Raw genomic sequence first — 19,842 nt, forward strand, 5'->3', positions numbered from 1 at the left:
GGCTCAGCTCAGGGCGACGACGAGCTGGGTGAGCAGCGGCGCCACGACGAGCGCCGGCAGCATGTCGCCGACGGGCACCTGACGGATCTGCAGCAGCCGCAGCGAGATCCCGACGAGGATCAGACCACCCGTGGCGGTGAGTGCTGCGATGGGGGCCTCCGGCAGGATCGCTCCGAGCGCCATGCCGACGAGGGTCAGCGAGCCCTGGACGACGGCGACGCTCACGGCAGAGAAGAGCACCCCGACGCCGAAGGTCGAGGCGAAGGCCAGCGCGGCGAAGCCGTCGAGCACGGACTTGAGCGCCAGCTTGTCGATGCCGCGCCCGAGCCCGTCGTCGAGTGACCCGAGGATGGTGAGCGGCCCCACGCAGAAGAGCAGGCTGGCCGTCAGCCAGCCTTCGACGAAGCGCTGCCGGCCGGCGGCGTCGGCGCGGCGGCGGCCGGCGAGGGACTGGACGCGGCCGGCGAGGGTCCCGAGCCGACGCTCGATCCCCAGGAGTGAGCCGGCCACGCTGCCGATGAGCAGTGAGCCGAGGACGATGAGCACCGGCGCGCCGGAGCCGAGGGCGTCGGCGAGGGCCGGGGAGGTCACGTCGATCGCCGACAGGCCGGCCATGAGCAGCGTGACGAGCCCCAGGCAGTCGGTGACGACGTCACGTGTGTGCTCCGGGAGGCGGCCGCCCACGGCCATGCCGAGGAGGGCCCCGGCCACGACGGTCAGGACGTTGAGCGCCGTCCCGGCCCCGATGAAGTCCATGGGTGCGGGCTCCCGTCAGTCGCCGCGGTCGCGGTAGATGCCCAGTTCGCCCTCGCGGTGCTGCATCGGGACCATCGCGACGCGCTGTGCCGAGGCGGAGATGTCCTTGATGAGCTCAGGCTGCGTGCTGTCGGTGACGTAGAGCCGGTCGGACCCCTCGGGCGCGCTCTCGATCCACAGGTGGTCCGCGTCCTCCGGGAAGGGCCACGACGTGAGGAAGTGCGGCTGCCAGCCCTGCCGGTGGACCTGCCAGGCGATCGCGGGTGACGCCCCGAGCGTGGGCGTGAAACCCAGCCCGTTGATCTGCACGTGCCGCCCCTGCCCGTCACCGAGGTCGTCCCCGGCCGCCTGCGCCACGGCGGTCATCGAGTCGATCTCCGCCCAGGCGGGCGGCAGGGCCAGGGCGGTTGCCGCGACGCCGCCGGCGACCAGCCCACCTCCGAGGGGGAGGGCGACCCGGGGGCGCAGGTGCGGTGTCGCGTTGTCGAGGTAGGCCAGGCCACGCCAGACGAGTGCGCACCACGTGAAGGCGGCCACGGGCAGCCAGGTGATGACCCAGTAGGGCGCGAGCGGCCACTCAGGCAGCCGGGACGCGGTGAGGAGCATCCCGATGTTGGCAGCGAGCGCCACGCGGGCGGGCCAGGCGCTGCTCGCGCGCCCCTTGGGCACGCGGTAGCCGGTGGCGATGACCGCGAGCAGCAGGACCAGGCCGATGCCGAGCACGGTGGCCGGCCCGGTGCCGTCGACGAGGAGGTCCTCCGTCGACCGCCGGAAGCCTCCGGGTGCCGGGGCGATGAGGTTGAGGTATGTCGCGCCCTCGGTGAAGCCGATCGGATCACCGGTGCCCGAGGTGGCCCAGCGCACGATCTGGGTGAGGTTGTTGGGGTGGTGCACGAAGAGCTCGGCGATGCTCGGCAGCCACACGACGACGCCCAGGCCGAGCGCCCACCGGTGGTTGCGGCCGTCGGTGGCCGCGCGGACGCGGCGGGTGTGGGTGAGTCGGGGCCACAGCAGCAGCGCCGCCGCGACGACGGCGAGCACGCCGGCGAGGGGCAGGAAGGCGAGGTTGGACTGGGCGATGAGCGAGACCGCCACGACGAAGGGAGGCAGGGCCCGCCGGTCGTCGCGAGCCAGTGCCCACAGGAGGACCAGGGCGAGGAAGGTCGGCAGGAGAGGGGCGAAGGGGTTGAAGGGCCGGAAGAGGGCGTCCGTGCCGATGGCCCACTGGGTGAGCAGGACCCCGCAGGTGAAGACGGCCACACCGAGCGCGCCGCCGAGTCGACGGGCCCAGGTGACGGTGAGGACCGATGCCGTGGCGGCGATGAGCCCACCACCCACGGCGATGCCGGCCGCGGAGCCGCCGGCGAGGGCCAGCGGGAGGGCCAGGAGGTAGAACTGCAGCGGTCCGAGGTGGTGCGTCGACAGGTTGACGTCGATCCCGTCACCGGACGTGCTGCGCATGCCGGTGACCGGCAGCTGCCCGTCGAGGATGCCGGCCGTGCGCAGCGCGATCGTCGCGTCGTCTCCGTTGGGCTGCCAGCCGTGGGTCAGCGCCTCGACGACGGCGAAGGTGGGCGCGAGCAGCACGGCGACGACGGCCAGGGCGACGAGGCGGTCGGTCGTCGTCCAGCGGCGGGGGTCGAGCCGGTGGGGGTCGATGCGGCGGACGCGTGCGCGCAGGGCGGGACCGCGCCGACCGGAGGAGCGGGGGGCCACTCAGGCGCCGGGCGGCAGGTCGCGCAGGATGCAGGTGATGCGCGAGGTGCAGGTGCGCCGGCCCTCGTCGTCGGTGATCGTCACCTCGTAGCAGGCGACGCTGCCACCGAGGGTGACCGGTATGGCGGTGCCGGTCACCCAGCCGGATCGGGCCGCCCGGTGGTGCGTGGCGTTGATGTCGAGGCCGACGGCGATCTTGCCGAGGGAGTGCGCGTGCACGGCGGAACCGATCGAGCCGAGGGTCTCGGCGAGGACGACGCTCGCGCCGCCGTGGAGGAGCCCGTAGGGCTGGGTGTTGCCCTCGACGGGCATCCGGGCCACGATCCGGTCCGTCGTCGCCTCGAGGATCTCGATCCCCATGCGCTCGGCCAGCGCTCCCCGGTGGGCGTTGAGCTCCTCGGCAGAGGGGGACTGTCGGTCGGTCATCAACTCTCCTGCAGATGTCGAAGGGGTGTCGGCCCAGCCTGCCACGGCGACGGGGTGTCGGGCCAAGCACCTAGTCTGGGCGCGTGAGTCGACTACTGCTGCTAGACGGACACTCCCTGGCCTACCGCGCCTTCTTCGCGCTCCCTGCCGAAAACTTCTCGACGAGCACGGGGCAGCACACCAACGGTGTGTACGGCTTCGTCGCGATGCTCATCAATGTGCTGCGGGACGAGGACCCCACCCACGTCGCGGTGGCCTTCGACGTCTCCCGGGCGACCTTCCGCAGCGAGGAGTACGCGGAGTACAAGGCCGGCCGCAGCGCGACCCCCGACGCCTTCTCCGGGCAGATCCCGCTGCTCAAGGAGGTGCTCGACGCGCTCAACATCACGTACGTCGAGCTCGAGGGCTTCGAGGCGGACGACATCATCGCGACGCTGGCCACCCAGGGGCGCGAGGCCGGCATGGACGTGCTCATCTGCTCCGGTGACCGCGACACGCTCCAGCTCGTCGACGAGCGCACGACGGTCCTCTACCCGCGCAAGGGTGTCTCCGACCTCGTGCGGATGACGCCCGAGGCGGTCACCGACAAGTACGGGGTCGGCCCCGATCGCTACAGCGATCTCGCCGCGCTCGTCGGCGAGACGAGCGACAACCTGCCCGGTGTCCCCGGCGTCGGCCCCAAGACGGCGGCAAAGTGGATCAACGCCCACGGCGACCTGCAGGGCATCGTCGCCTCGGTCGACCAGATCGGCGGCAAGGCCGGCCAGTCGCTGCGCGACCACCTCGACCAGGTCCTGCGCAACCGCCGGCTCAACGCCCTGCTGCGCGACGTCGACCTGCCGGTCGGCGTGGACGACGTCGTCCGACGCGGGTGGGACCGCGAGCAGGTCCACACGCTCTTCGACAGCCTCGAGTTCCGGGTGCTGCGCGACCGGCTCTTCACGACCTTCGACACCGCCGAGTCCGAGGTCAGTGGCGGCGTCGAGGTCGACGGGCGGGCGCTCGCTGCCGGCGAGGTGCGCACGTGGCTCGACGAGCACGCGGGTGAGCGGCTCGGGCTCGACGTCGTCGGTGACTGGGGGCGCGGCCGGGGTGACGTCCGCGGTCTGGCCCTGGCCACGGCCGAAGGGGAGGCCGCCTACGTCGACGTCGTCGAGATCAGCGGCCAGGACGAGGCTGCGCTGCGCGACTGGCTCGCCGACGCCGACCGGCCCAAGGTCCTGCACGACGCCAAGGGCCCGATGCTCGCACTGGCCACGGCCGGTCTGCCGCTGGCGGGCCTCGCGGTCGACACCGCGATCGCGGCCTACCTCGTCCGGCCGGACCAGCGCTCCTACGACCTCGCCGACCTCGCGGTGCGACACCTCGGTCGCGATCTCGGGGGAGACGACGCGGAGGTCGACCAGGGGATGCTCGACTTCGCGACCGACGACTCCTCGGCCGGTCGTGAGGCCATGGTGCGCGCGGCGGCCGCGGTCGAGCTCGCGCCGCTCCTCGAGGCCCAGGTGGAGGAGACCGGCGGCAGCCGGCTCATGCGCGAGGTGGAGCTGCCCGTCGTGGGGGTGCTCGCCGCCATGGAGACGGCGGGCATCGCGGTCGACTCCGAGGCGCTGACCGACCTCGAGGCGCAGTTCGCCGACAAGGTCGCGACGGCCCAGGCGGACGCGTGGGCGGCCATCGGGGACGAGCAGATCAACCTCGGCTCGCCCAAGCAGCTGCAGGCCGTCCTCTTCGACACCCTCGGCCTGCCCAAGACCCGCAAGACCAAGACGGGGTACACGACCGACGCGGACGCGCTGGCAGATCTCCACGCCAAGACCGAGCACCCCTTCCTCGAGGCGCTCCTGCGCCACCGCGATGCGACGCGGCTGCGGGTGACCGTCGAGGGGCTCATCAAGTCGGTCGCCGACGACGGGCGCATCCACACGACGTACCAGCAGACGATCGCCGCGACCGGCCGGCTGTCGTCGACCGACCCCAACCTGCAAAACATCCCGATCCGGACCGAGGAGGGCCGGCGCATCCGCGAGGTCTTCGTCGTCGGACCCGGCCACGAGTCGCTGATGTCGGCCGACTACAGCCAGATCGAGATGCGGGTCATGGCCCACCTGTCCGGCGACGAGGGGCTCATCGAGGCCTTCCGCACCGGTGAGGACCTCCACCGCTTCGTCGGCGCGCGGGTCTTCGGCGTGGAGCCCGATGGCGTGACGGCCGAGATGCGCAGCAAGGTCAAGGCCATGTCCTACGGCCTGGCCTACGGGCTGAGCGCCTTCGGCCTGTCCAAGCAGCTGGGCATCTCCACGGGCGAGGCGACCGACCTCATGGACGAGTACTTCGAGCGCTTCGGAGGCGTGCGCGACTACCTCGAGGAGGTCGTCGACCGGGCTCGGGCGACCGGCTACACCGAGACGATGCTCGGTCGTCGCCGCTACCTGCCCGACCTGACCAGCGACAACCGGCAGCGACGTCAGATGGCCGAGCGGATGGCGCTCAACGCACCGATCCAGGGCTCGGCGGCCGACATCATGAAGCTGGCGATGCTCCGGGTCGACCGGGCCCTCGGCGAGGGAGAGCTCAGCTCACGCGTGCTCCTGCAGGTGCACGACGAGCTCGTCATCGAGGTGGCCGCCGGCGAGGACGCGGCGGTCGAGGCACTCGTGCGCGAGGAGATGGGGCGCGCCGTCGACATGGACGTCCCGCTGGACGTGTCGGTCGGTCGGGGACGCAGCTGGCACGACGCCGCCCACTGACCTGACCCCGGTGCGGCCGTCGTGGTCGCCGTCCGCTCAGCCGAGGGCGATGAGCACGTCCTGGCAGATGGGGGCATCGGCTCCACCGAGCGGGCGGCCGAAGCGCACGATGCGGGCGCCCGGCACGATCGAGCGGACGAGCGCGAGGGCCTCGAGGTTGGCGCCCGAGGACTCGCGGCCGAGCCCGACCTCGAGGAGCAGGTACCGGCTGCGCGCGAGCGTCTCGCGGGCGCCGCGCAGGGCCTCGACCTCGAAGCCCTCCACGTCGATCTTGAGCAGGTCGATGCGGGGGAGGTCGGCGGTGATCTCGTCGAGCGTCAGGACGTCCACATCGACGGTCAGCTCCGGGTCGTAGTCCTCCACCTCACCGGGTCGCAGGGTCGCCATGACGCTGACGTGGTGGCGGTGCAGGGTCATCACCGCCCGCTCCTCCCCGACGGCCACCTGGTGGGAGCGCGCGACGGGGAAACCGGCAAGGTTGTGCCGGAGCTTGGCGTGCGTGTCCGGGTCCGGCTCGACGGAGACGATCTGCGCGTCGGGGACGAAGGCGCGGGTCGCCGCGGCGAACTGCCCGACGTTGGCTCCCACGTCGACGACGACGGGGGCAGGGGTCCCGTCGAGGACGGCCGGCACGACGACGACATCGTGGACGTCGAGCAGGCAGGTCTGGAAGGTGCCGAGGTCGAGAGGACTCGTCGCGCGGAAGTGCACGTCGCCGGCCCGGACCGTCGCGGTGCGCCCGGCCTGGAGTGCGGGCAGCGCTGCGGCCTTGCTCGCGAGGAAGGCCGCCCGCTCTCGCGCCCCCCACCGGTGGAGATGCAGGGTCTCGCGGTCGAGGGCGACGGAGCGGCCCACGTAGAAGCGGACCCACAGGGCCGCCTTGCCCCAGCGTGTCCGGGGGGTGGACGCGGTCATAGGGCGCTCCCTTCGTCATCAGGTGTGTCGTCGGTGGTGACATGGGTGCCGTCGGCGACGGCACGGCCCCGCAGGCTCCTCCGGTCAGCCACGACGACCCCGGCGCCGACGACGCTGTCGCGCACCAGCGCTCCGTCCCCGACCACGACGTCGTCGAGAAGGATGCTGTCGACGACCCTGGCCCCGGCTCCCACCCGCACGCCGGCTCCGGTCGACGACCGGACGACCTCGGCGCCGTCGGCGATCAGCGTCCCGGGTGAGACCGGGTCGATGCTCGTCCCGGAGGGCACCACGCCGGCCGCGGTCCCGTCGAGCAGGGCGAGGTGGGCGCCGAGCAGCGCCGTGGGGGAGCCGATGTCGGCGAACCACGCCTCGGCCCGGTGGGCGACGACCAGGGCACCGTCCCCGATGAGCGCGGGGAGCAGGTCGCGCTCCCACGACTGCACGCCCCCGGTGGCGAGTCCTTCGAGCACCCGCGGCCGCACGACGTAGGTCCCGGCGTTGACCAGGGTCCCGGGCGGTCCCGGGACCTTTTCGCGGAAGCCGACGACCCGCCGGCCGTCGTCAGCGACGTCGACCGTGCCGAAGGGAGCGGGGTCGTCGGCCGCGCGCACGTGGAGCACCACGTCGGTTCCGTCGTGCCCCGCAGCGCACTGGAGCGCCAGGTCGTGGCCGGTGAGGAGGTCGCCGTTGGCGACGACGACCTGCTCGTCCCGGTCGGGGGCGAGCGCCTCGAGGGCGGCGAGCAGGGCGCCGCCGGTGCCGAGGGGGGTGCCCTCGTCGTGCGTGTGCACGTCGAGCCCGTCCACCGGGTGGCTCACGACGTGGTCCCGGACGAGGTCGGCGTGGGTGGCCGTCGCGAGGACGACGTGCCGGACGCCCGCGTCGGCGAGCCGCCGGAGCTGGAGGTCGATGACGGGGACGCCTGCGACGGGCAGCAGGTGCTTGGGGCGGGTCAGGGTCAGCGGGTGCATGCGGGTGCCGAGGCCTCCGACGAGGAGGACGGCGGCCCGCGGCGGGGTCATTCGGGTAGCGGGTCGCCGTTGGCGGCGTCCCGCACCCGGGGGGCGAGCCAGGACCAGACCTGGGGCCCGGACTCGCGCGTGACGTGGAGGTAGTCCTCGTAGAGGGGGGTGCCGTTGATGCCGTCGTGGTAGCCGTCACCGCAGAGGAAGGAGTTCTGGTCGATCGTCTGGATGTCGTTGTCGTCGGCCCACGCCCGGGAGAGGTCGTTGACCCGCTCGACGGCGATGTCGTCGTTGAAGCGCGTGACCTCCGCGTCGACGCCGAAGTCCGGGACCCGGTGGCAGGCGAGGTTGACCATGACGACGCGGCGGTCGCCCGGGGCCTTGTCGATGGCCTGCAGGAGCCGGTCGTACCCGCGCTCGACGTAGTCCTCGTAGGCGCTGGAGCGGAAGTCGAGGCGGGAGCCGTCGATGTCCCGGTCCGCGACCAGGCTCTGGCTGACGAAGATCACGACGACGTCGGGGTCGTCGTCGGTGACGGCCTGGGTGAGCTGCTCGCGCCAGTCCGCGCAGTCGGGGTTGATCGGGTCGGGGGCGTCACCGCGGTAGCGGGCCTCGGGGAAGAGGTCGCAGCCGGGGTTGGTGTAGTCCCCGACGGTGAGGTCCGGGTAGGTCCCCTTGGGGTAGAACTTCGCGTAGCTCGCCGGGATGGAGTTGCCGATGAGCAGGGCTCGCTGGGTGGTGTCGCCCGCGATGTACGGGGGAGCGGTGTAGGCGATGTTGGACGTCACGTCGCCCGAGACGACCGCCTGGCTGGCGCCGACCGGCAGCGCCACGGCGCCTGCGACGACCGCCACCGCAGCTGTCGCGCCCGCTGCCGCACCGACGCGTGGGAAGCGCGGCACGAGGACCTTGAGGCCGTGCCGGCGGATCGGCTGCTCGACGAGCAGGTAGGACAGCGTGGCGACGACGAAGGAGAGCACGATCTGCACGTAGGCCCGCACGAGGGGGTCGACGTCGACGAGCAGCTGGTTGGAGTAGACGAGGATCGGCCAGTGCCACAGGTAGAGGCCGTAGCTGATGAGACCGACCCGGCGCAGGGGCTCCCAGGACAGCAGCTTCTGGACGGGGTTGGTCTCCCAGCTGGCCGCGGCGACGACGACGACGGCGACGAGCACGCACAGCACGAGCAGGCCGCCGCGGAAGAGCACGGCGGGTGCCTGGGTGCGGGCGACGAGGGCGACGACCACGAGCGCCAGCGCGGCGGGAGCGAGCAGGCGCGCGATGCGGTCGGTGCGGGCCGTCACGGCCGACGGGGCGCGTGCCGTGCCGCTGCGGAGCGCGAGCACGCCGGCGACCGCTCCGACGAGCAGCTCGAAGGCGCGGGTGTCGGTGCCGTAGTAGACGCGCGACGGCTCCAGCCCGGGGGTGTAGAGCAGGGCCATGAGGGCCGCGGACACCAGGGCGAGCCCGCCGAGCACCATCGCCACCCGGGTGCGCTTGCCGACGAGACGCAGCAGGAGCAGCAGCAGGAGCGGGTAGAGGATGTAGAACTGCTCCTCCACCGACAGCGACCAGGCATGGCGCAGGGGCGAGGGCGTCGCGAGGGTCGCGAAATAGGCCTCGTCGCTGGCGTACATGCGCCAGTTGGCCACGTAGAAGATCGTGCTGAGCACGTCGTCGGCGACGGCATCACGGCGCGCCGGCAGACCGATGAACCGGGCGGCCAGGAGGACGGCGGCGAGGACGACGAAGAGCGCGGGCAGCAGGCGACGAGCCCGGGCGAGCCAGAAGCCGAGCAGGTCGACCCGCCCGGTGCTCGTGCGCTCGCGCAGGAGCAGGCTCGTGATGAGGAAGCCCGAGATGACGAAGAAGATGTCGACGCCGAGCCACCCGCCCGGCAGCCACTTCTCGTTGACGTGACCCACGACGACGGCGACCACGGCGATGGCCCGCAGGCCGTCGATGGCGGGTCGGTAGGCCAGACGGAGATGTCCTTCCGCCTGCCGGGTCGTCGGCCGCAGGCGCGCGGGCGCACGAGAGGTCCGGCGCCGCAGCGCTCTGGGGTCAGGGAGTCTCATGGGTGGTGGTCTCGTTCTGCTGCACTCGACGAATCACAACACAACTCGTGAGTAGCATGGGCGCATGGTGACTGACACTACCCCCCAGGGACCCTCGCCGCTCCGGGTCGCTCGAGGTCTCGTCCTCCTGCTCGCGGCGCTGCTGCTCATCGCAGCCATCTACTACTACTTCGTCCCGGTGCAGGTGGCCTCGAAGGAGGGCGTCTTCGGGTGCGGGAGCGCCTCCAACCCGCCGAGCGCGGACAAGGACGGGTTCCAGTTCGGCGCCTGCCAGAAGACTGCGGTGATCAACCAGTTCCGCACCTACGCCCTCCTCGCCGGGGCCGCGGCGACCGCTCTCGCGGCCTTCCTTGTCTTCCGGTCGCCCCGGTCGGACTGGGAGGACGACGACATCAACCTCGGTCGCGACGGTGACTCCCGTCGGGGCGACCGAGGTGCACGTGACCTGCGCGCTGCCCGCTCCGAGCGGAGCGAGCGTTCCGAGCGCGCCGAGTCGCGCGAGCTGCGAGGCGCCCGGCGCGAGGACCGGCCCCGTGCGGCCGAGGTCGACGACGAGCCGCGGACGAGCGCCCGCGACGAGCCGCGGACGAGCGCGACGGACGACTGGGAGGAGCAGGTCAGCGAGGCTGCGCCCTCGCGGTCGACGCGGCGTGGGGACGACTTCCTCGACGACGAGATCCAGGACGAGGCGCCGCGACGCGCCCGCCGTCGCCGGGACGACGACTTCTGACCGACACCTTCGGGGTTCGCCGGCCTCTCAGGGGCGGTCCACCTCGGCGCCCGGCTCGCCTCCACGAAGGACGAGCCGGGCGCTGCCCATGAGGGCGACGAGTGCCGCGACGCCGGCGTACGTGCCGACGACCGGGGAGACCGTGGTGACGTCGCCGAGCAGCAGGGCGCCGGCGCCCACGAGGGTCCCTGCGAGAGCCACGACGGTCAACCCGCGGTGACCGCGGGCCATCTCGGCGAAGAGCAGGACCTGGCACAGGGCCCAGAGCGTCCCGAGGGCGGTGAAGGCGGGCAGCAACCCGGCCGCATCGAGGTACTCGGTGCCGCCGAGGACGCGGACGAGCTGCTCGGGCACGACCCCGACGACCAGGATCCCGACGGCGCCCAGCCCGAGGACCAGGCCGAGGGCGGCGAAGACCGGCCGGCGCCCGGCCCCGCGGCTGGCCACCGGCACGAGCGTGAGCGCCACGAACTGGGTGCCCCAGAAGACGACCTTGCCGAAGAGGCCGGCGAAGGCGTACGCCCCCGCATCGTGCGCGGTGAGCAGGTGCCGGGCCAGCAGCACGTCGGTGCTCGTCATGGCGAGGAGGACCGCAAGGGTGCCGTTCGAGGTGAGCAGCTCGCGCACGAGGCCCATCTCGAGACGACGCCATCGCTGCACGTGTCGACGGGCGAGCCACAGCGACATGAGGGCCGGTGCCCATGCCGCGAGGACGAGCCACCCGAAGACCCCGACGACGCCGGCGCCCGTGGCCGCGGCGGCGATGGCCGAGAGCACGCGCGCGCTCGAGATGGCCACGTAGACCGCTGCGAGGGCGGCGAACCGGCGGTGCCCGAGGAGCAGCCCCTGGGCGGCCCCCGTGAGGGTGTACGCCGGCATCATCAGCGCGACGAGCACCATCGCGGCGGGGGAGCCGAGGTGGAAGGCATGGGCGACGAAGGGAGCCAGAGCCACGGTGAGGAGGGCGAGGGTGCCGCCGACGACGAGCGAGAGCCCGATGCCGGAGCGGTGGGCGTGCCCACGAGCCTGGTGGGCGGCCACGACGACCTGGAAGGCGCTCGCCGGCAGGGAGAGGAAGATCGCCGTGTTGTTCACCGCCGAGAAGGCGCCGAAGTCGGCGGGCCCGAGGGATCGGGACACCAGGAGGACGAAGGCATAGCCGAGGACATTGCTCAGGCCCATGCAGACCCCGAGCAGCCAGCCGCTCGAGCCCACCGTCTTCGTCCTCGGCTCCGCCGAGGCGCTCACATCCGTCCCCTCTCCTCCGCGGACGCGGCAACCCTACCTGTGGGTACGGTCGGGGCCCTCTCGCGTTACGCTGCTCGCCACGGGACCACCGGGTCCCGCCGATGTCCCCTGCCGATGGAGAGTCCGTGCCCGCTCGATCGACCGCGCTCCGCGCGGCCCATCTGGCAGCCCTGGCGGTGTTGGCACTCGTCGTCTTCGGCAATGCCTATGGGCACTTTCACACCGACATCAAGCCCGAGGTCTACGTCTCGCCCGGGCGGATGCTCCAGCAGTACCTCTCCTCCTGGAGCACGACCCCCTACCTCGGCGCGGCCAACTTCAACGTCGGTCTCGTCCCCGTCCTCGTGTGGACGGCCCTGCTGCGGCTCGTCGGCTTCTCGCCCGAGCTGACCTTCAAGATCTTCCACTTCGTGCTCTGGGTCATCGGCGCCCGGGGTGCCGGGCGTCTGCTGCGCGAGCTCGTGCCCAAGGTCTCCCCGTGGTCGGTCTTCGTCACGAGCGTCGTCTTCCTCGCCAACCCCTACGCGGTGACCGGGGGGTCGACCCTGGCGATCGCGCTGCCGATGTGCCTCCTGCCGTGGATGCTCGTGGCGCTCATCAAGGCACTGCGCGACCCGACGTCATGGGTCTGGCCGGCGTGCGTCGGCCTGCTCTTCTTCGCGATGAGCGGCATGAACGTCGCTGTCGTCCCGATCTACCAGCTCCTCATGGCCATCCCGGTGGTCCTCGTCCTGCGGCGGGCGTGGTCACTGCGTTGGTCGGCGGTCGCCTCCGTCGTGGCGAAGTGCGGTGCCTTCGTCCTCGGTCTGTCGCTCTACTGGCTCGTCCCCTCCTTCGCCGCGCAGGGCACCGGGGCCCAGGTCGTGCGGGGCTCGGAGACCCTCGACGGCATCGCCCGCGTCAGCTCCTACCTCGAGGTCCTGCGCGGCCTGGGCATGTGGACCCTCTACGGGCGCTCGGACGCCGGGCCGTGGGTGCCCCAGTACGCGATCTACATCACCGCGGCCTTCGTCGTGGTGCTCACGGTCCTGTGGCCGGCGCTGGCCCTCTGGTCGCTGAGGTGGACTCCGCCGACCGTGACGCGCATCGCGGCCGTGAGCGTCGCGATCGCCGCGGTCATCATGGTCGGGCTCTTCCCCGGCGACCCGTCGGCGCCCGCTGGGGCCGTCATGGAGTGGGCCTTCGAGCACGTCCCGGGCGCAGTCGCCTTTCGGACGTCCAACAAGATCGGTGCCGTCCTCGCGCTCGCCTTCGCGCTGACGATCGGTCTGGGGGCCCACCACATCGCCTCCCGGGTCCGCGCGGTGCCTGGACTGCGGCAGCTGTCCGTCGGGGGAGCCTTCGTCCTCGTCATCGCCTGGGCGGCCCCTGCCTTCACCGGCAACCTCTACATCTCCGAGTTCGACGTCCCGGACTACTGGCACCAGGCGGCGGACCGGGTCAACGAGTCCTCGAGCGACCACCGGGTGCTCCTGCTGCCGGGGCAGGTGCGTCCCTACTACCGCTGGAGCCAGGAGCGGCCCGACGACGTGAGCAACTCGCTCATCACGCGCGACACCGTCATCCCCGAGACGACGTCGAGCACCTCGGCAGGGGGTGCCAACTTCCTCAACGCGCTCGACGACACGGTCCAGTCGGAGACCAGCGTCAACTCGGCGGTGTCGACCTACGCGCGCTACCTGGGTGTCGACCAGATCCTGCTGCGGCACGACATCGTGTGGGAGGACGCCGGCGGTGCCCGCCCCGGGTCGACGGCCCGGGTCCTCGCCGGTGACCCCGGCCTCTTCGGCCAGGCCAACTTCGGCGAGTCAGGGCGCAACATCCTGCCCCCGAGCATCGCGCCGGAGGACTACCGCGAGAGCCTGCTGCACCCCGTGCAGCTCTACGACGTCGACGAGCCGGTGTCGACGGTCCGGGTCTCGCCCACCAAGGGCTCGCTCCTCGTCGCCGGGGACGCATGGGCCCTCCCGCCGCTCACCGACGAGGGCCTGCTGCGCGACACCCCGCTCTTCCGCTACACGAGTGATGTCGACGACGACGACTTCGCCACCGCGGTGGAGGACGCGGGGCGGATCGTGCTCACCGACACCAACCGGCGCAGGGCATCCATCACCAACCGCCTGACGTCGGGCAACGGACCGCTCCTCACCGAGGACGAGACACCGGAGCTGACCCGGGCCCTCGGCACGCCGGACGACCAGACGGTCCTCCGACGCTCGGGGATCCTCGCGAAGGCCAGCGAGGAGGGTGCCACCTTCTTCGAGATGCCCAGTGCCGTCGCCGAAAACGCGGTGGACGGCAATCCGAGCACGTCGTGGATCTTCGGTGACTTCCGCCGGGCCCCCGGCATGTCCTTGGATCTGACGCTGCCGCAGTCCGAGCGTCTCGACACCGTGACCATCAGCCAGGCCGACCTCGGCCCGGTGGGCATCGACGAGGTGGAGCTCACGGCCGGCGGCCGGACCGTGACGGGTCGCTTCCCGGCGAAGGGGGACCTGCAGCTCGACCTCGACGGCGTTGACGCCCGAACCGCCCGGCTGGAGGTCAAGAGTCTCAAGGGCGATGGCTTCAACCTCGTCGGCATCTCGGAGATCGACCTCGGCACGGACGAGGTCGCCGAGCGCACGGCCCGGCTGCCGCGCAGCCTCGACCAGAAGTACAGCCGCCTCACGCCGCGGGAGCGCCAGTCCTTCGGCGAGGTGCCCCTCGACATCTACCTCAACCGGGTGATCAACACCCCCACCGGCCGCGACGACAGCGAGTCGGACCTGCGTCGGGACTTCACCGTCCCCGACGACCGGCTGATGCAGCTGTCGGCCAAGGTGCGCCTCGGCGACGACTGGGAGGAGGTCTACGACCGTCTGGGTGGCGTGAGCACGGGGCCCACCTTCCGCTCGGCCAGCGTCTTCTTCAACAACGCCGACCTGCGCGCCTCCCGTGCTGCCGACGACGACGCGGAGACGGCGTGGGTCCCCGGGGGCGGGATGGAGGGTGAGTGGTGGGAGGCCACCGCCCCCGACACGACGACCTTCGACGAGGTGCGCATCACGCAGGCGGACGGCTTCGGCGCGACGGCCGACGACACCCGCTTCGCGAGCGAGGTCGAGGTGACGGTGGACGGCAAGCCAGCCGGCACCGGCACGGTGCGCCGTGGCACCTCCACCGTCGCCCTCGACCGTCCGGTCCGTGGCAAGCGCATCCGCGTCGAGGTCACCGACACCCGTGGTGGTGACGAGGCGACCAACGCGCGCTTCACGACCATCGACGCCGGTCTCGGCCAGGCAGCGCGTACCGGCACAGCCCGCGGGTGCCTCACGGTGGCCACCCTCGACGGCAAGCCGGTGCGCATGCGGCCCGCGGATGCCTCCGCCGTCGCGGTCTCCGACTCGGTCGGTGCCGCATGGGTCGGCTGCGAGCGACTCGACCTTAGCTGGGGCGAGCACCGGCTGCGTCCCGTCGACGACGTGACCCTCGACAGCCTCACCATGCGCGACACGTCCGGGCTGAAGACCACGGCTGCCGCATCCGCGCCGACCTCCCAGATCGACCAGCACGCCGGTGGTGGAGCCACGGTGCGCACGGGTGCCGGCAAGGGGTCCTATGCGGTCGTCCTCGGCCAGGGGTACGACTCGCGGTGGACGGCGACGATGGACGGCACGGACCTCGGCACGCCGGTGCAGCTCGACGGCTACTCGGTCGGCTGGATCATCGACGACCCGTCGCAGGCGCACGAGATCGAGATCTCCTTCGCCCCGCAGCGCTCGGCGACCATCGCCCTGCTCGTGTCGACGACTGTGCTCGTCCTCGCCTTCTACCTCGTCGGTGCCCACCTGTGGTCCCTGCGGCAGCGACGTCGCGAGGAGGCGGCCGCGGCCCCGACCCCCGAGACGGGCGCGGGCACGGACTTCGCCGACGGTCACGACGACGGCCTCGAGGCGCGCCGCGCGACGACGACCACGGAGGTCGTCGCGCCCGAGGAGGACCCGGTCAACGACCCGCTGGCCCGGAGCGCGACCGGGGGCCGGCACGGCCGCCCCCGCCGCCGTGCCCTCGTCGAGACGCTCGTCGTCCTTGGCTCGGGCCTGCTCGTCGGCTGGCCGGGCCTGCTCGTCGCGGCGATCGCCGTGGCCCTCGTGCGGCTGCGCGGGGTGCGGGCCGAGCGCCTCATCGACGCCGGCGTGGTCCTCGTCATCGCCGCGGCCCTATGGTTCGTCGTCGGCCCCGGCAACACGGGCGGCGAGGTCAGCGCCGACGCCATCTCCGCGAGCATGTGGCCGCACCGACTTGCCGGGGGTGGGCTCGTCCTCGCCGTCCTCGGTGGCCTGCTCAGGTCCGAGCAGCAGCTGCAGTCCCTCACGACCAAGGAGCGTCATGGCCCAGCCTGAGCCCGACTCGGTGACCGTCGTCGTCCCGACCCGCAACAACATCCGCACGATCGAGGCCTGCCTGCGCTCGGTGACCGAGCAGACCCACCCGGTCGAGCTCATCGTCGTGGACAACCACAGCACCGACGGCACCCCGGACGTGGCCCGTCGGCTCGCCGACCGGGTGATCACCGCAGGTCCCGAGCGCTCGGCCCAGCGCAACACCGGCATCGACGCGGCGACGAGCACGTGGGTGCTGTGGCTCGACAGCGACATGATCCTGCCGCCCCGCGCCGTGGCCCTGGCGCTCGACACGGCCCGGGCCACCGGCGCCACGGGGATCGCCCTGCCGGAGCGCACGATCGGTGAGGGCTTCTGGACGGCCTGCCGGGCGCTCGAGCGCGAGTGCTACCTCGACGACCCGTGGCTGCACAACCCGCGTCTGGTCCGTCGCGACTACCTCCTCGGTGACGGGGCCTTCCACACCGACATGTCCGGCCCGGAGGACGCGGACCTGCGGATGAAGATGCGCGCCTCCGGCGCCGGCATCGAGCTGGCGCCGATCATCATCGACCACGACGAGGGCCGGCTCACCGTCCGTGACGTGCTGAGCAAGCGCTACTACTACGGCCGCAGCATCCCCGCCTTCGCCGCCGAGCACGACGGTGCCGTCGGGGCCCAGGGCAAGGCGGTCCTGCGCTCCTACGCGCGCAACCACCGCCGCCTGCTCAAGGACCCGGCCCACGCCGTCGGCATGGTGGCCCTGCGCGCCCTCGAGGCCGGCGGATATGCCCTGGGTGCTCGTCGCGGACGCAAGGACCGGGCGCAGTCGTGACCGACGACCTGCGCCGCATGCTGTGGGTCTCACTCCCGGACCAGCGGGCCCGGCGCGAGCTGTACTGGATGTCCCGGATGCCCGGGACCCGGGTGCGCGCCATGGCCCAGCAGGAGCCGGTGGGGGACCTCGACTGGATCCCGAGCACCTACGCGCGACCGATCAAGCGCTTCATCGAGGCCGGTGCCTTGGCGTGGGTCCGCGGCCTCGACGAGCAGGACCCGGCGGAGTACGACTGGGTGACCTCGCTCGAGCTGTGCTCCCTCGTCACGGGGCAGGCCTCGCGGTGGCGGCGGGCCGCCCGGGCCGGCGGTGCCCGTCGGCCGCTGCAGGCGGTCATCACCTGGGAAAACCTGCCGGACCAGCCCTTGTACAAGGTGCCGCCCTACCGGCAGGCCCTGAACTCCTGCCGTGACGCCGACCTGCTGCTGTGCATGGTCGACGCCGCGCGGGACCACCTGCTGGCCAATGGCTTCGACGACGAGCTGATCCGGGTCGTCAAGCCGGGCGTCGACACCGAGCTCTTCCACCCCGCCGCCGAGCCGGTCACCGACCCCGTCGTCGTCTTCGCCTCACCGCTGGCCGACAACAAGGGGATCGACCGGGTCCTCGAGGCGATGACCCTCGTGCGCCGCGAGATCCCCGAGGCCCGCCTGCGGGTGGCGGGGCGTGGCCCGCTCGAGCCCATGGTCCGCGCCGCCGCCCACGACCCGGCCCGGGGCGTCGAGCTCGTCGGCTCGCTCGACACGGCGGGCGTCGCCGACCTCATGCGCAGCGCAGCGGTCTTCACCACGGCTCCGCGGCCCACGTGGAAGTGGACCGAGCAGCTCGGCCTGGCCTACCTCGAGGCCCTCGCCTGCGGCCTGCCCGTCGTCACGACGCGCTGCGGGACCAACGACGAGGCCGTCCAGCCGCCCAACCGGCTCGTCGAGGACTCGGCCGAGGCCCTGGCCGACTCCCTCCTGCACTTCCTGCGGGACCCGGGGTTGCGGGCCGACGTCGGCCGGGCCAACCGGCAGCACGCCCTGACCCACCACGACCTGCCGACGCAGTGCGTCGCGATGGGGCAGGCCTTCGCCGAGGTCGAGTCCCTCCACCGGGCCTGACGTGACGGCGACGAAGGGGGCCCGCCGTACGGTCGTCGTCGGGTCGCTCGTGGGCACCCTCGTCGGCCTCGTCGTCCTCGGCCCGGCGCTCGCGCCCGGCTACACGCTCCACTACGACCTCGTCTTCGTGCCGGATCTGCCGCTGTCCGCCCGCACCCTCGGGACCGACGGCAGCGTGCCGCGTGCGGTCCCCAATGACCTCGTCGTCGCCCTCCTCGGCACGGTGCTGCCGGGGTGGCTCGTGCACAAGCTCGTCCTGCTCGGGTGCTTCGTCGTCGGCGGAGCCGGCGCGGGTGCCCTCGCGCGGACGCTGCCGGGCGCTGCCGCCGGTGCGGTGCTGCTCACCTGGAACCCGTGGGTGGGGGAGCGCCTGGGGATCGGGCACTGGGGTTACCTCATCGGCTACGCGGTGCTGCCGTGGGTCCTCGTCGCCGCCACGGGCCCTAGATCTCCGCGTCGTCGAGCACTGCTCGTCGCCGCGCTGACCGTGGCCGCGCTCGGTGGCTCGACACCCGGGGTCATCGCCACGCTGCTCGCCGCCGTCGCGGTGCTCGTCGCCGACGGCTCGCTCCGCGAGCGCGCGCACAGCCTGGCCCTCGTCGTCGGGGTCGCGCTGCTGGCCAACGCAGCCTGGTGGTGGCCCTTCCTGCGCACCGCGTCCAGAGCCGCCGATCCCGGCGGGGCGACCGCCTTCGCCGCAGCGGCGGACACCCCCTTCGGCATCCTGGGGTCGCTCGTGCTCGGCGGGGGCCTGTGGAACGACCGGACGTGGTTCGTCGAGCGCTCGGCATGGCCCGCGTCAGCAGCGGCGCTCGTGGCCGTTGTCGTGGTCCTCGGGCTCTCGTGGTCCCGGCGCGAGTGGTGGCGGGACCCTCGCACGCGGGCCGCGACCGTCGCCGGGGTGGTCGGCCTCGTGCTCGCCGCGCTCGCCGCGCTGCCCGGAGGGAGGTCCCTGCTCGAGGCGGTCGTCACCGGGGTGCCCGGTGGCGGCCTGCTGCGCGACGGGCAGAAGTTCGCCGCGCTGTGGGCTCTGCTCCTCGTCGTGGCCCTCACCCACCTCGTCGACCGGATGGCCAGCGTCTCGTTGCCCGTGCCCCTGCTCCTCGTCGCGATCGCGTGGCCGGTGGCCACGCTCCCTACGCTCGCCTGGGGGCACTCGGGGGCGTGGGGGAGCGTCGAGTACCCGGCCGAGCTGCGCGACGTGAGCACACGTCTGGCCGCGAGCGGCGAGCCGGTGGCGGTCTTCCCGTGGTCCACCTACCGGCGGTACGCGTGGAACGACGATCGCGTGGTCCTCGACCCGTGGAACCGGCTGCTGCCGCAGACCGTCGTCTCCGACGACCGGCTGCCGCTGCGCGACCGCACGGTGGCGGGGGAGGACCGGGCGAGCGACGAGGTCACCCGGGCACTTGCGCAGGACCCGGCCGACGTCGTGCCGGTGCTCCGGGCCCTCGGGGTGCGGTGGGTCGTCGTGCAGACCGATCAGCCCAGCCCTGCCGGGAGCGTGCCCGACCTCGACGGTGTCCCCGTGCAGCGGGTGGGTGATCTGCGGGTCGCCGACCTGGGGGCGCCCCAGCAGGTCGACGTCGAGCCGGATCGCCTGAGGGGCCTCGGTCTCGTCGGGACCGGTCTGGCCGTCGTGCTCGCTCTCGGCCTCGTCGTGCGCCACCGCCGCACGTGAGACGTGGACGACACCCCGCACGGACTCGCCTCAAGTGACCGGCCGGTATACAGTGGTGCGAAAGACATCTGCTCACGGAGGGCTACCCAGTGAACAACGGCTCGAAGAAGATCGCCTACAACGTCGGCGGGACCGTCCTCGGCGCGCTCCTTGCGGCTCTTGCCATCTTTGGCATCGTCCAGGTCCAGAGCAGCGCCTCGATGCCGCAGGAAAACCAGCAGGTCATCAACTACAACAGCTGAGCCAGCGCTCGCACGAAGGGGGGCCCG

Annotated in this window: 14 protein-coding genes; 7 read left to right on the forward strand and 7 right to left on the reverse strand. The window is 72.5% G+C overall.

The genetic code is table 11. From position 1 onward, the window contains the following. Window positions 1–3: 3 nt before the first annotated feature. The 3 genes from CWN80_RS14605 to CWN80_RS14615 are packed head-to-tail and all read right to left on the reverse strand — an operon-like array spanning window position 4 to window position 2,898. Complete coding sequence (locus tag CWN80_RS14605; RefSeq protein ID WP_007928352.1) at window positions 4–756, reverse strand: DUF554 domain-containing protein; 753 nt, start codon at window positions 754–756, stop codon at window positions 4–6. 15 nt (window positions 757–771) lie between these two features. Further along, window positions 772–2,472: a hypothetical protein gene (locus CWN80_RS14610; RefSeq protein WP_007928354.1), complete on the reverse strand. Its 1,701-nt coding sequence runs from the start codon at window positions 2,470–2,472 to the stop codon at window positions 772–774. After that, entirely contained in the window at window positions 2,473–2,898 is a 426-nt protein-coding gene (locus CWN80_RS14615) for a PaaI family thioesterase (protein WP_007928356.1), read from the reverse strand. 83 nt (window positions 2,899–2,981) lie between these two features. Here CWN80_RS14615 and polA point away from each other — a divergent pair, with 83 nt between their 5' ends. Next, window positions 2,982–5,648, forward strand: a complete 2,667-nt coding sequence (gene polA, locus CWN80_RS14620; RefSeq protein ID WP_007928358.1) for a DNA polymerase I — start codon at window positions 2,982–2,984, stop codon at window positions 5,646–5,648. Window positions 5,649–5,684: 36 nt separating this feature from the next. Here polA and CWN80_RS14625 read toward each other — a convergent pair whose 3' ends face one another. The 3 genes from CWN80_RS14625 to CWN80_RS14635 are packed head-to-tail and all read right to left on the reverse strand — an operon-like array spanning window position 5,685 to window position 9,609. Continuing rightward, entirely contained in the window at window positions 5,685–6,563 is an 879-nt protein-coding gene (locus tag CWN80_RS14625) for an FkbM family methyltransferase (RefSeq protein ID WP_007928360.1), read from the reverse strand. After that, entirely contained in the window at window positions 6,560–7,588 is a 1,029-nt protein-coding gene (locus CWN80_RS14630; protein WP_007928362.1) for a nucleotidyltransferase family protein, read from the reverse strand. The genes CWN80_RS14625 and CWN80_RS14630 overlap by 4 nt, the downstream gene beginning before the upstream one ends. Next, window positions 7,585–9,609 (reverse strand): acyltransferase family protein, encoded by a 2,025-nt coding sequence (locus CWN80_RS14635; protein WP_083853752.1) that lies wholly within the window; start codon window positions 9,607–9,609, stop codon window positions 7,585–7,587. The genes CWN80_RS14630 and CWN80_RS14635 overlap by 4 nt, the downstream gene beginning before the upstream one ends. Before the next feature lie 64 nt (window positions 9,610–9,673). Here CWN80_RS14635 and CWN80_RS14640 point away from each other — a divergent pair, with 64 nt between their 5' ends. Continuing rightward, the gene (locus tag CWN80_RS14640) at window positions 9,674–10,339 is read left to right on the forward strand and encodes a hypothetical protein (RefSeq protein WP_007928366.1); all 666 of its coding nucleotides are present in this window, start codon (window positions 9,674–9,676) and stop codon (window positions 10,337–10,339) included. Window positions 10,340–10,366: 27 nt separating this feature from the next. On the opposite strand, the gene CWN80_RS14645 is transcribed toward CWN80_RS14640, so the two are convergent. Beyond that, complete coding sequence (locus tag CWN80_RS14645) at window positions 10,367–11,587, reverse strand: MATE family efflux transporter (protein ID WP_128277477.1); 1,221 nt, start codon at window positions 11,585–11,587, stop codon at window positions 10,367–10,369. 125 nt (window positions 11,588–11,712) lie between these two features. On the opposite strand from CWN80_RS14645, the gene CWN80_RS14650 reads away from it, so the two are divergent. From CWN80_RS14650 to CWN80_RS14670, 5 genes are all read left to right on the forward strand, one after another. Further along, on the forward strand, window positions 11,713–15,972 hold the full coding sequence (locus CWN80_RS14650; RefSeq protein WP_007928370.1) for an alpha-(1->3)-arabinofuranosyltransferase domain-containing protein: 4,260 nt from the start codon (window positions 11,713–11,715) through the stop codon (window positions 15,970–15,972). Then, a complete protein-coding gene (locus CWN80_RS14655; RefSeq protein ID WP_007928372.1) occupies window positions 15,959–16,786 on the forward strand; it encodes a glycosyltransferase family 2 protein in 828 nt (275 codons plus the stop codon). Before CWN80_RS14650 ends, CWN80_RS14655 begins: the two co-directional genes overlap by 14 nt. Then, window positions 16,783–17,892 (forward strand): glycosyltransferase family 4 protein, encoded by a 1,110-nt coding sequence (locus tag CWN80_RS14660; RefSeq protein ID WP_007928374.1) that lies wholly within the window; start codon window positions 16,783–16,785, stop codon window positions 17,890–17,892. Before CWN80_RS14655 ends, CWN80_RS14660 begins: the two co-directional genes overlap by 4 nt. 1 nt (window position 17,893) lies before the next feature. Then, window positions 17,894–19,573 (forward strand): MmpA family trehalose lipid delivery protein, encoded by a 1,680-nt coding sequence (locus tag CWN80_RS14665; protein ID WP_007928376.1) that lies wholly within the window; start codon window positions 17,894–17,896, stop codon window positions 19,571–19,573. An 89-nt stretch (window positions 19,574–19,662) separates the two neighbouring features. Continuing rightward, on the forward strand, window positions 19,663–19,815 hold the full coding sequence (locus CWN80_RS14670; RefSeq protein WP_157986938.1) for a DUF2613 family protein: 153 nt from the start codon (window positions 19,663–19,665) through the stop codon (window positions 19,813–19,815). Window positions 19,816–19,842: the final 27 nt, after the last annotated feature.

The sequence above is a fragment of the Janibacter hoylei PVAS-1 genome (assembly GCF_004025845.1).
In the GTDB taxonomy this organism is placed as follows: domain Bacteria; phylum Actinomycetota; class Actinomycetes; order Actinomycetales; family Dermatophilaceae; genus Janibacter; species Janibacter hoylei.

Bases quoted from the DNA above. Each gene is read 5' to 3' on its own strand.
- CWN80_RS14605 (WP_007928352.1), bottom strand. From the start codon at position 756: ATGGACTTCATCGGGGCCGGGACGGCGCTCAACGTCCTGACCGTCGTG.
- CWN80_RS14615 (WP_007928356.1), bottom strand. From the start codon at position 2,898: ATGACCGACCGACAGTCCCCCTCTGCCGAGGAGCTCAACGCCCACCGG.
- CWN80_RS14625 (WP_007928360.1), bottom strand. From the start codon at position 6,563: ATGACCGCGTCCACCCCCCGGACACGCTGGGGCAAGGCGGCCCTGTGG.
- CWN80_RS14630 (WP_007928362.1), bottom strand. From the start codon at position 7,588: ATGACCCCGCCGCGGGCCGCCGTCCTCCTCGTCGGAGGCCTCGGCACC.
- CWN80_RS14635 (WP_083853752.1), bottom strand. From the start codon at position 9,609: ATGAGACTCCCTGACCCCAGAGCGCTGCGGCGCCGGACCTCTCGTGCG.
- CWN80_RS14640 (WP_007928366.1), top strand. From the start codon at position 9,674: ATGGTGACTGACACTACCCCCCAGGGACCCTCGCCGCTCCGGGTCGCT.
- CWN80_RS14655 (WP_007928372.1), top strand. From the start codon at position 15,959: ATGGCCCAGCCTGAGCCCGACTCGGTGACCGTCGTCGTCCCGACCCGC.